This window comes from Streptomyces graminilatus, assembly GCF_001418565.1.
In the GTDB taxonomy this organism is placed as follows: domain Bacteria; phylum Actinomycetota; class Actinomycetes; order Streptomycetales; family Streptomycetaceae; genus Streptomyces; species Streptomyces graminilatus.
Genome location: NZ_LIQQ01000523.1, coordinates 1 through 11,053, shown reverse-complemented (window position 1 = coordinate 11,053; position 11,053 = coordinate 1). Strand labels below are relative to the sequence as shown.

9 protein-coding genes are annotated in these 11,053 nt (G+C 70.2%); 2 read left to right on the top strand and 7 right to left on the bottom strand.

Translation table 11 applies throughout. From position 1 onward, the window contains the following. Both AOK08_RS34940 and AOK08_RS34935 read right to left on the bottom strand, forming a co-directional pair. On the bottom strand, positions 1-644 hold a 644-nt coding region (locus AOK08_RS34940; protein ID WP_422125795.1), incomplete at its 3' end, for an NAD-dependent epimerase/dehydratase family protein. A gap of 119 nt (positions 645-763) precedes the next feature. Next, positions 764-1,954, bottom strand: coding sequence for a glycosyltransferase family 87 protein (locus AOK08_RS34935; RefSeq protein ID WP_079054448.1), 1,191 nt, complete (start codon positions 1,952-1,954; stop codon positions 764-766). A gap of 189 nt (positions 1,955-2,143) precedes the next feature. On the opposite strand from AOK08_RS34935, the gene AOK08_RS34930 reads away from it, so the two are divergent. Next, complete coding sequence (locus AOK08_RS34930; protein ID WP_241827218.1) at positions 2,144-3,691, top strand: glycosyltransferase family 39 protein; 1,548 nt, start codon at positions 2,144-2,146, stop codon at positions 3,689-3,691. Here the strand turns inward: AOK08_RS34930 and AOK08_RS34925 are convergent. Beyond that, entirely contained in the window at positions 3,671-4,129 is a 459-nt protein-coding gene (locus tag AOK08_RS34925) for a MarR family winged helix-turn-helix transcriptional regulator (RefSeq protein WP_055533489.1), read from the bottom strand. The two genes, AOK08_RS34930 and AOK08_RS34925, sit on opposite strands and share 21 nt — an antisense overlap. A 131-nt stretch (positions 4,130-4,260) precedes the next feature. Between AOK08_RS34925 and AOK08_RS34920 the strand changes: the two genes are divergently transcribed. Continuing rightward, positions 4,261-4,674 carry an organic hydroperoxide resistance protein gene (locus AOK08_RS34920; RefSeq protein ID WP_055533487.1) on the top strand — a complete coding sequence of 138 codons (414 nt, stop codon included), beginning with the start codon at positions 4,261-4,263 and terminating at the stop codon, positions 4,672-4,674. Positions 4,675-4,747: 73 nt separating this feature from the next. Here the strand turns inward: AOK08_RS34920 and AOK08_RS34915 are convergent, their stop codons facing one another. From AOK08_RS34915 to AOK08_RS34900, 4 genes are all read right to left on the bottom strand, one after another. Then, positions 4,748-7,021 carry a bifunctional glycosyltransferase/CDP-glycerol:glycerophosphate glycerophosphotransferase gene (locus AOK08_RS34915; protein ID WP_055533485.1) on the bottom strand — a complete coding sequence of 758 codons (2,274 nt, stop codon included), beginning with the start codon at positions 7,019-7,021 and terminating at the stop codon, positions 4,748-4,750. Between the two features lie 194 nt (positions 7,022-7,215). Beyond that, entirely contained in the window at positions 7,216-8,121 is a 906-nt protein-coding gene (locus AOK08_RS34910) for a carbohydrate ABC transporter permease (protein ID WP_055533483.1), read from the bottom strand. After that, positions 8,118-9,452 (bottom strand): carbohydrate ABC transporter permease, encoded by a 1,335-nt coding sequence (locus AOK08_RS34905; RefSeq protein ID WP_055533482.1) that lies wholly within the window; start codon positions 9,450-9,452, stop codon positions 8,118-8,120. Before AOK08_RS34905 ends, AOK08_RS34910 begins: the two co-directional genes overlap by 4 nt. A gap of 10 nt (positions 9,453-9,462) precedes the next feature. After that, positions 9,463-10,860 (bottom strand): ABC transporter substrate-binding protein, encoded by a 1,398-nt coding sequence (locus tag AOK08_RS34900; RefSeq protein WP_055533480.1) that lies wholly within the window; start codon positions 10,858-10,860, stop codon positions 9,463-9,465. Positions 10,861-11,053: the final 193 nt, after the last annotated feature.

Below are 11,053 nucleotides of genomic sequence, written 5' to 3'. Positions count from 1 at the left end.
CAGGTGCCGTCCGGGGTCGGGTAGTCGTCGCCGAAGACACGCGGCGGCTCATGCGCCGTCAGGCGTTCGAAGACCATGGGGATGATGTTGAAGGCGCCCGTGTCCGCCAGTTCCGGGGCCGCCGCGCCCGCCACGTTGAAGTAGCGCAGGCTCGCCGTCGACAGGCCCGTCGCCCGGCCCGTCGCGCGGACCAGCCACTCGCCCGCGAGTTTCGTCTCGCCGTACGGGTTCATCGGCGCGCAGGGCGTGTCCTCCGTCACCAGGTCCACGTCCGGCATGCCGTACACCGCCGCCGAGGACGAGAACACGAACGACGGGACGCGGGCCGCCGTGACCGCGGCCAGCAGGACGCGCAGCCCCTCCACGTTCTCCCGGTAGTAGTACAGCGGGCGGGCCATCGACTCGCCCACCCGCTTCTTCCCGGCCAGATGGACAACACCTGTCACCTCGTGGTCCCGCAGGGCACGGGCCGTCCGCTCGCCGTCCAGGGTCGAGCCGACCACCAGCGGTACGCCGTCCGGCACGCGGTCGGCGAGTCCGGTGGACAGGTCGTCGTAAACCACAGTGCGTTCGCCCGCCTCGGTCATCGCGCGCACGACATGCGCCCCGATGTAGCCGGCACCGCCGGTGATCAGCCAGGTCATGAGCGGCTCCCCTCCTGTGGTCGGTCGGTCGGTCGGTAGGTCGGTCGATGGATGGATGGATGGATGAATGGTCGGTTGGTTGGTTGGTTGGTCTACTGAACTTTGTCAGATAACTCCCGTTAAGGCGTACTAAGTTCCCGCTGCGGGAGCGGATGTGCGGCGGACGGGGCCGGAAGCGGAATGATGGCCGGGCGGGCCGAGCGCCACAGTCGTACGAAGGACAGGATCGCCGCAGCGGCCAGCAGCCCGTTGCGTCCGACCATCACCGCCACACCTGTCCAGGTGCAGTGGATGACCTCGGCGTACAGGACCGGATAGTCGAGGCCGCTGACCGCTGCCGCCGCCAGCAGCAGCCAGGCCACCGGACGCTGGCTGGTGTGCCGCGAGGTCAGGCAGACGGCGGCCAGCCCGAGCAGCCAGACCAGGTACTGCGGGCTGATCACCCGGCTGGTGACGGTGAACAGGAGTACGGCGGTCAGCGCGGCGTCGAAGGGCGTCGCCTCCGTCCAGTGCCGGGCCCGTACCCGCCACAGCAGCAGAAGCCCGAACGCCACCGCCGTCAGGAAGAGGGACAGCGCGGCCACGTACTTGACGTAGTGGCCGACGAACTCCATCGCGCCGTACTGGTAGCGCACGCGCCCCTTCCACCCGGCGCGCGTGGCGAGGGACAGCATGGTGCCGCCGAACGACTCGATCTGCACGCCCCGCCCGCCCTGCTGGCGCAGGAAGGAGAACGGGTTGCTGAACACCGTCGCCAGGAGCCCCAGCGAGACAACCGCCGTGATCGTCGCGGACGTCCACGCGTACCGGGTCGTGCGGCCCTTCGGCATGCCAAGGAGCACCAGTCCGGGCCAGACCTTCACCAGGGCGCCCAGTGCGGCGAACGCGCCGCACGCGCGCGGGGAACGCGACAACGTCAACAGGGAGATGACGGCGAACGCCGTGACCTGCACGTCGTAGCGGGCGAGCGGTACGTGGATGAGCAGGGGCAGGCCCGCCGTCCAGTACCAGGCACCGTGCGGGGAGCGGCCCGGACGCCGTCCCGCGCGCGTGAGGGCCAGCAGGATCAGGACGTCGGCGACGAGCGTGAGCACCACGAACGCCTGGAAGTACGTCAGCGACGGCAGCAGCGCGGGCGACAGCAGCAGCGGGCCCGCGCCCGGCGGGTACTGCCACAGCTTGTCGTGCGCCGGGAACGTGCCGTGCGCGAGGACGCCGTACCAGCGGAGGTACAGCCGGTACACCTCGCGTCCCACCCCGCCGCCGCCGAGCAGCGCGATGTCGTCGTCGTGGACCAGCAGCCACAGCATCAGGGCGCGGGAGGCGGCCCAGCCGGCGGCGAGGGTGAGGAGGCGGACGGTGGGGGCGTGGGGTCTCGTCACGGCGGGATCGTAATCCGGGTGAAAGCCACATTCGCGGCAATTTGCCACCAGTCACCAATAAACATTGTCTAATCGCACAAAATCAGGCTTGTGGTCAACAGGCCGATGAACAAGGAGATGAACAAGAAGACAGCCGCTGTCGCGGTCCCCGTGATCCCGATGACCGTCATGCTGGTGATCGGCTGCTGGGGGCTCGACCGGGGTGGCATGTGGCGTGACGAGGCGGCCACCTTCCAGGTCGCGCGGCGCACGGTGCCGGAGATCTGGCGGCTGCTGCACCAGGTCGACGCCGTGCACGGCCTGTACTACCTGCTCATGCGGCCCGTCCTCGCCCTCCACCCCGGCGAGGTCCTCCTGCGGCTTCCGTCCGTCCTCGCCGCGACCACCACCGCCGGCCTGGTCGCGGCCCTCGGTGCCCGGCTGGCCCGCCCACGGGTCGGCCTCTGGGCCGGTCTGCTGTACGCGATCAACCCGATGGCCGGCCACTACGCCCAGGAGGGCCGGTCGTACGCGATGGTCGCGGCGGGCGTGGCAGGCGCGACGCTGCTCCTGGTCCGGGCGGTCGGGGGCCGCACCTGGGTGCCGTACGGAGTGGTCCTCGCCGTCACCTGTGTCCTCCACGAGTTCGCCGTACTGCTCCTCCCCGCGCACGCCGTGACCCTCGCGCTCACCCGCGTCCCCCGCCGGGTGTGGGCGGGCTGGCTGTGCGCGGCCGGCGCCGTGGTGCTGGCGCTGCTCCCGCTGGCGCTGCTCTCGCACGCCCAGTCGGCGCAGGTGGCGTGGCTGCGGCCACCCGGCCCGGACAGCGTGGCGTATCTCCTGCGCCAGTTCGCCGGTCCGACGGACGAGGTTCTCCCGCCCTGTCTGATCCTCATGTGCCTCGCTTCGCGCCGCCCCTGGACCAGGCGTCCCGGCGGCGCCCTGACCCTCCCGGCCGTCGCCCTCCCCCTGCTCGTCCTGCCGCCCGCGATCCTCCTGACCGCCTCCCAGTGGACACCGCTCTACGACGCCCGTTACGTCCTGTACGCCCTCGCCGGCGCCTCCCTGCTCGTCGCCGCCGGGGCCGACCGCGTCGCGCGGGCCGTGCCCCGGCTGCCCCGCGTGCCCGTCACCGCGGCCGGGGTGCTCGCGGTGGCCCTCGTCTGCGCGCACCAACTGCCACTGCTCCGGCAGGACCGCTCGATGGCCCAGCGCGGCGGCGACAACCTCGCCGTCGCCTCCGCGCTGGCGGCCCGGGAACTGCGCCCCGGCGACCCGGTGCTGTTCCTGCCGGCCATCGGACGGCGCTCGGCACTGGCGTACCCGAAGGGCTTCCACGGCACCCGGGACGTGGCCCTCGCCGAGTCCGCCCGCACCTCCGGCACCCTGTACGGCGTAGAGACGGACCCGGCCGCACTACGGCGCCGACTGGCGGAACTGGACCGTGTCTGGCTGGTCGCCGAGCCGTACGCCCTGAGCCCGACCTGGCACCCGGACACCCCGGCCGACCGAACCAAACTGGCGGTGGTGGAGGGAGAGTTCAAGCCGGGGAGGGAACTGAGGGGGAGAGGCGTAACACTGCGCCTCTACGAACGCGCCCCACAGGGGCGCGGGGAACCGCGCGACCAGCCACAACGGCGCAGCGGCAAACCGCCGACCTCAGGGCTAGGAGTCCAGCGCAGCTGAATCCAGCGCACTGGTGAGCTCATCGAGCCGCGCCCGCAACGCCCGGATCTCCTCCACGTCGAAACCGGTCGCCGCGACGATCCGCCGCGGCACCTGAAGCGCCCGCTCGCGCAGCGCGAGCCCCTGCTCGGTCGCCCGCACCTCCACCGACCGCTCGTCCCGGGCGCTGCGCTCGCGCCGGACGAGTCCGGCCGTCTCCAGCCGCTTGAGCAGCGGTGACAGCGTGCCGGAGTCGAGACGCAGGTGTTCGCCGAGCTTCTTCACGGGCAGTTGTCCGTGCTCCCACAGCACGAGCATCACCAGGTACTGGGGGTAGGTGAGCCCGAGGTCCTTGAGGACCACGCGGTAGACGCCGTTGAAGGCGCGCGACGCCGCGTTCAGGGAGAAGCAGATCTGCTGGTCGAGACGGAGGAAGTCCTCGGCGGAGGTTGCTGACATGTCTCCAGGGTACCTCTTTGCCCGCCATCTAGTTGTGCACAATTAAATTGTGTGCTCTACTCATCTACGTCAAGGAGCCCCGCAGGGAGCTCCTTCAACAGACTCCGAGTTCGATGAGAGGGACGGGTTCCATGGACGCGATCTACACCGCAGTCGCCACCGCCACGCACGGCCGCGAGGGCCGCGCCGTCAGCTCCGACGGCAAGGTCGACCTCGCGCTCGCCATGCCGGTCGAGCTGGGCGGCAACGGTGCCGGCACGAACCCCGAGCAGCTCTTCGCCGCCGGTTACGCCGCCTGCTTCGGCAGCGCGCTCGGCCTCGTCGGCCGCGGTGCCAAGGTCGACGTCAGCGACGCCGCCGTGACCGCCGAGGTCGGCATAGGCAAGCAGGGCGAGGGCTTCGCCCTCAAGGTCACCCTCCGCGTCGAGCTGCCCGACACCGTCGACGCGGAGACCGGCCGCAAGCTTGTCGAGCAGGCCCACCAGGTCTGCCCGTACTCCAACGCGACGCGCGGCAACATCGAGGTCGACCTCGTCATCGAGTAATCACGCCATCGGGTGATCAAGCAGTCGCCCACGAGCCCGGCGGTACGCACTTCAGGGACTGGCGGCACGCCGCTCAGGAACCGCTGGGGACACGCGTGCCGCCGGTGCCGGTCTGCGGGTGAGGCACGGTCGCGAGCGGGGCGGCGGCGAACGTGGCCGCCGCCGACGGCACCGGATGGCGCTCGGCGAGCGGAGTGACCGGCGCCTGCCCGGCCGTCCCGCCCAGCACCAGTCGCTGCACGACCCGCTCGGCGGCCCGCCCGTCGTCGTACGGACAGAACCGCTCGCGGAACGCTCCCCGCAACTGCGCGGAGCGTGAACCGCGCCAGTGGCCGGTCGCGAAGATGTCGATCAGCTCGTCCTCGCTGCGCGCGATCGCGCCCGGCGGGAAGGCCCGCAGGTCGAAGTAGGTGCCACGGGCCGCCTCGTACGCCTCCCAGTCGTCCGCGTGGATCACGATCGGCCGGTCCAGGTTGGCGTAGTCGAACATCAGCGACGAGTAGTCGGTGACCAGGGCGTCCGAGGCGAGGCACAGCGACTCGATGCTGGGATGGTCGGTCACGTCGATGAGCCGGTCGCCGGAAGCGGGCGCCAGCGGGGCGTCGTAGAGGTGGTGCGCGCGGGCCAGCAGGACGTAGCGCGGGCCGAGTTGGCGCAGTACGCGTTCCAGGTCGAGGGTGAGGCGGGGGCCGCGCAGATAGTCGCGGTGGGTGGGCGCGTACAGGATCGCGACCGAGCCCTCCGGGATGCCGAGCGACTCGCGCAGCCGGGTCACGTCCGCCGAAGTCGCCTGCTGGAACACGTCGTTGCGGGGCTGCCCGGTTTCGAGGGTGGTGTATCCGCCGGGGAAGACCCGCTCCCATACGAGGGTCGAGTGGCGGTTGGCCGACAGGCAGTGGTCCCAGGTGTCGACGTCCGCGAGGAGCGCGGTGAAGTCGGTGTCACGGGCGGCGGCCGGCCGGTCCTGGAGGTCGAGACCCATGCGCTTCAGCGGCGTCCCGGCCTGCGTCCGGATGACCGTCTGCCCGGCCCGCTTCACGAACCGTTCGTCCCAACTCGTGTTGCTCACCAGGTACTTGGAGCGGGCCAGCGCCGTCCAGTAGGCCGCGGTGCCCGGTCGCACCCGGGCGGTCGCCGTCGGGAGCGTGTGGTGGTACTCGGGGCGAGCGACCCACGCCGTCCGCATGCCCGGCACGAAAGACCGGAACGCGGCTTCCAGCGCGCCCGGGTTGCAGCCGTACCCGCGCCCCGAATGACTGGTGAAGACGGCCCGGTCAGCGCGCAGCGGCAGCCGCCGCTGGACCTTGTAGTGCAGCCGCAGCGCGGCCGAACGCACGCCGCGCGCGAAGGACTTGACGATACGGGTGGCATGCCGGCGCAGGGCGGACGCCAGCCGGACCACCCGGTACGTGCGGTAGCTGCCCGTCCGGACGAGGAGATGCCGCAGGCGCGCGTGCAGCGGAACGGAGGCGCCCGGGGTGCGGTAACGGCGGTAGTGGGCCCGGGACCTGCGCAGGAACTCAGGCCGGACGGCGCTCGGCAGCCGGTCCGGGCGGGCCAGCACCGACATCAGCTGGTCGACCATCCGGCGGAACAACACCGGCCGCCAGTGCGCGAGTTCGGGGCGCTCGTCGACGAACGCGAAGACCCGCTCGTACTGCTCGTGGATGTCGAAGTGCCCGTGATCGGCGGGGGCGCCGGGGATCTGGCGCTGCCGGCGGTGGTGGACGCACACCCGGTCCAGGGTCGCGACGGACTCGGCGGCGAGCATCGCCGCGACCGTCCAGGGGGTGTCCGTGTGGTCGCCGGGGGTGAAGGTGAGGTCCTCGCGCTCGACGAACTCGCGCTTGTACGCCTTGTTCCAGGACACCAGCGGCAGCTTGAGCAGCAGCGGCCGGTCGTCGAGGCGGAAGGGGACGGGACCCTGCTCGGTGAGCTGGTGGAGGAACGGGCTGCGGACGGTCTCGCCGGTCCACAGGGCCTGCGCGTGGTCGTAGACGACGACGTCAGGGTCGCCCGCCTCCTTGATCCGGTCGGCGATCGCCCGCAGCGCGTCCGGGGCGAGGGTGTCGTCGCCGTCGACGAAGACGAGATAGTCCCCGGTGGCCTGCTCGATCCCCGCGTTGCGCGCCCCGCCCACCCCGCCGTTCTCCGGCAGGTGCACGGGGCGCACCCGGGCGTCGCGGGCCGCGAACTCGTCGACGAGCGCACCGCAGGCGTCGGGCGAGTGGTCGTCGACGGCGATCACTTCGAGATCCTGATACGACTGGCCGAGCACCGATTCCAGGCAGTCCTGCAGATACGCCTGAACCTTGTACGCGGGGACGATGACACTGAACCTGGGCAAGGCACATCCATGGGTCGGTGGGTCGGCACGGGGCCTACTGCCCGGGAACGGCCGATGGAGTGACTTGGTTACGCCGATTGCGGCATGTGGGGGACATGGGGGTTTGGACCCGTAACCCCATAAGTGGGATGCTTATCCGTTTACTTGACCGGTACCGGTATCCCTCCGCTTCCGATTTCCTGACCGGTATCCGGTCACTTGACCGCGCCAGCCATCACCCCCGACACGAACTGCCGCTGGAACGCGAAGAACACGGCCAGCGGAATCACCATCGAGATGAACGCGCCCGGCGCCAGTACCTCGATGTTGCTGCCGAACTGCCGTACCTGCTGCTGGAGCGCGACCGTCAGCGGCTGCGACTGCGAGTCGGAGAACACCAGCGCGACCAGCATGTCGTTCCACACCCACAGGAACTGGAAGATCCCCAGGGACGCGATGGCGGGCGCGGCGAGCGGCAGCACGACCGTCGCGAACAGCCGGATCTCGCCCGCGCCGTCCAGCCGGGCCGCCTCCAGCAGCTCGCGCGGGATCTCCGCGAAGAAGTTCCGCAGCAGGAAGATCGCGAACGGCAGCCCGAACCCCACGTGGAACAGCACCACCCCGATGATGTCGCCGAAGATCCCGATCTTCCCGAACAGATCGGAGAGCGGGATCAGCGCCACCTGCACGGGTACGACGAGCAGCGCGACGACGACCAGGAACCACCCGTCGCGCCCCTTGAAGTCCATCCAGGCGAACGCGTATCCGGCCATCGCGCCGAGCAGGACGACCAGGAGCGTCGCCGGGACCGTGATCCAGACGGTGTTGAGGAGGGAACCGGTGATCGCGTCGTTCTCCAGCAGCGTCCGGTAGCTCTTGGCGGTGAGCTGCCCGGGCGCGGTGAACACCTTCCACCACCCGGAGGCGGCGATGTCCGTCGGGTCGCGGAACGACGACACGAGCAGGCCGAACGTCGGCACCGTCCAGACGAGCGCGACGAGGACGAGGAAGAACCGCATCACGCCGCCGGCGGTCCCACTGGCGACGCGGGCGGCCAAGGAGCGCTTGGCGCGCACGGGCGGGGCGGGGATTGGGGCGAGGGTCGAGTCCGCAGCCGTCACCGTTGACGCTCCTTCCTCAGTCGACGCAGATTGACGAACATCACCGGCAGGACGAGCAGCAGCAGAATGACGCCGATCGCGCTGCCGACGCCGTAGTTGCCGCCCCCGCCGAACGACGACAGGAACAACTGGAGGGCGAGGACGTTGGCGTCGTCCTGGCTGGGCTGCGGGGCGATGATGTAGACGAGGTCGAACACCTTCATCACATTGATCATCAGCGTGACGAGCACGACGACCAGCACGGGGGCGAGGAGCGGTACGGTGACCCGCCGGAACACCTGCCACTCGTTGGCGCCGTCGACCCGCGCCGCCTCCAGCAGATTCCGGTCCACGCCCGCGAGCCCCGCCGCGATGAGCACCATCGCGAACCCGGCCCACATCCAGGTGTAGCTCCCGATGATGGCCGGGGTGACCAGGGTGGGCCCGAGCCAGTCGATCCCGTTGTACGCGGCGGCGAAGTTCGAGCCCGGCAGGCGCAGCCGGGCCCCGTCGGCGTCGGCGGGCAGACTGAACGTCCCGTCGGCGCCGCTGGTCGCCGAGGCGACGACCTTCCCGTCCTTCACGGCCTCGACCTTCACCCCCTTCAGCGCCTTCTCACCCGGGTCGACCTGCCCCTTCGTACCGCCACCGCCGAGCTTGAAGTCCAGCCAGACGGTGCCGGTGACCCCGTCGGTGGATGGGGCGGCTGCCTTCGCGTCCTCGGGCGTGCCGGGGAGTTTGTTGGGTGCGATGCCTACGAGGGGCAGGAGGGCCGGGGTGCCCGGAGCGACGGTTCCGGTGGAGGTGAACGAGCCGCCGCCGGACGGCTTCAGGTCACTTGCCCGGGCGTTCGGGCGGGCCTTCGGATAGACGGAGGCGTCCACGAAGGCGTCGTGCACGGACGTCACGACCGCGTTGGCGACGCCCTGGTCCGGGTCCGCCTCGTAGACGAGGCGGAAGATGATGCCCGCCGCGAGCATCGAGATCGCCATCGGCATGAAGACGATCAGCTTGAACGCCGTACCCCAGCGCACCCGTTCGGTCAGCACCGCGAAGATCAGACCGAGCGCGGTGACCAGGGCGGGCGCGACGGCCACCCAGATCGCCGTGTTGCGTACGGCGGTCAGCGTGGCGTCGTCCGTGAAGATGTCGCCGTAGTTCTCCAGCCCGACGAAGCCCGAGCCGTCGGCGTCGTACAGGCTGCGCCAGACCGAGTAGCCGATGGGGTAGACGACGAGCGAGCCCAGCAGGATCAGGGCGGGCAGCAGGAACAGGCCTGCCACCCACCAGCGGGTGCCGGTGACGCTCTTGGTCTTGCCGGTTGTCGCAGTTGTGGCCGTCTTCGACTTCATGCCGGGGCCGTCAGCCGTTCTTGTACGCCTTGGCGGCGTCGGCCTCCAGCTTTCGCTGGGTGCCCGCGATGTCCTTCGGGTTCTTCAGGAAGTCCTGGAGGTCCTTCCATTCGCCGACGCCCTGGGTACCGCCGAAGGCGGCCGGGGCCTGGTCGGACATGTCGAAACGGAAGTCGTCGCCGGCCTTGATGAGGGCCTTGGCGATGTCCCGGGTGACGTCGTCCTTGTACGCCGACTGGTCCATGGCCTTGTTGGGGGAGAGGAAGCCGCCCTGGGCCGCCCAGATCTCGGCGGCGTCGGTCGAGCCGAGGAACGTGAGCAGGGCCTGGGCGCCCGCGCCGTCCTTCAGGGCCACGGCCACGTCGCCGCCGCTGACGACGGGTGCCTGGGCGCCGACCGCCGGGAACGGGAAGATCTTCGCGTCCGTGCCGAGCTTCGCCTTTGTGTCCGCGTTGATGTTGGCGGCCACGAAGTCGCCCTCGTAGACCATCGCCGCCGGGGTGTCACCGCTGAAGGTCTGGATGACCGACTTCGGGAACTCCGTCGCCAGCGCGCCGGAACGGCCGCCCGCGAGGAGGTCGTCCTTGCCCCAGAGTTCGGCGAGGGTGGTCAGGGCGTCCTTGACGGAGGGATCGGTCCACTTGATCTTGTGCTGGGCGAGCTGGTCGTACTTCTCCGGGCCGGCCTGCGAGAGATAGACGTTCTCGAACCAGTCGGTGAGGGTCCAGCCGTCGGCGCCGCCGATGGACACGGCGGGGGAACCGGCGTCGGACAGGGTCTGGGCGGCGGCGATGAAGTCCTTCCAGGTGGCCGGTGTGCCGGTGAGGCCGGCGGCCTCGAACGCGGCGGTGTTGTACCAGACCAGGGACTTGTTGGCGGCCTTGACGTAGATGCCGTACTGCTTGCCCTCGAAGGCGCCGAGGTTCTTCCAGCCCGCGTCGAAGTTCTTGTCGAGCTGGGCCTGGGCGTCCGGGCCGAGAGGCTTGAGCCAGCCCTTCTCGGCGAACTGGTGCAGTACGCCCACCTGGGGCAGGAACGCGACGTCCGGGGGCTTGCCGCCCTGGATCCTCGTACCGAGGAACGTGGAGGTGTTGTTGCCGGTCGGTACGAAGTTGACCTTCGCGCCGGTGCGCTTCTCGAACTCCCGCAGGACCTTGGTGAAGTTCTCCTGCTCGGGGCCCGTCCAGACGGCGGCGACCTCCAGGGTCTGGCCGTCGAGCTTGGGGAGTTTCACGGAGGCGGAGCTGTCACCGCCGGTGCCCTTGCTCGGGCCTGTGCCTTTGTCGGTGGGGCTGTCGTCGCCGGAGCCGCAGGAGGTGAGGGTCAGGGTGACGGCGAGGGTTAAGGCTGTGGCGGAGAGAGCGGTCAGGGTGCGTGTACCTGTGCGTGTGCGTGGCGTGCTGCGCATGTGTGCCCCGTTCGTCGTTCGGCGGTGAACGTGTTCGGCGCTGTCCCGTGGGCACTGGTCTACGCCGCGTCGTGGGGGTCGGCAAGTACGCCTGCGGTGTCAACCGGGTGATCGTGACCGCGTCGTGTCCTTGGTCTCCACCCACCCGCCCGTCTCGCCCTGTTTGCCGGGCACCCGAACTGCTTTCCCACCC

Coding starts and splice junctions, on each gene's coding strand:
- AOK08_RS34935 (WP_079054448.1), bottom strand. CDS start 1,954: ATGCTGTGGCTGCTGGTCCACGACGACGACATCGCGCTGCTCGGCGGC.
- AOK08_RS34930 (WP_241827218.1), top strand. CDS start 2,144: ATGAACAAGAAGACAGCCGCTGTCGCGGTCCCCGTGATCCCGATGACC.
- AOK08_RS34925 (WP_055533489.1), bottom strand. CDS start 4,129: ATGTCAGCAACCTCCGCCGAGGACTTCCTCCGTCTCGACCAGCAGATC.
- AOK08_RS34920 (WP_055533487.1), top strand. CDS start 4,261: ATGGACGCGATCTACACCGCAGTCGCCACCGCCACGCACGGCCGCGAG.
- AOK08_RS34905 (WP_055533482.1), bottom strand. CDS start 9,452: ATGAAGTCGAAGACGGCCACAACTGCGACAACCGGCAAGACCAAGAGC.
- AOK08_RS34900 (WP_055533480.1), bottom strand. CDS start 10,860: ATGCGCAGCACGCCACGCACACGCACAGGTACACGCACCCTGACCGCT.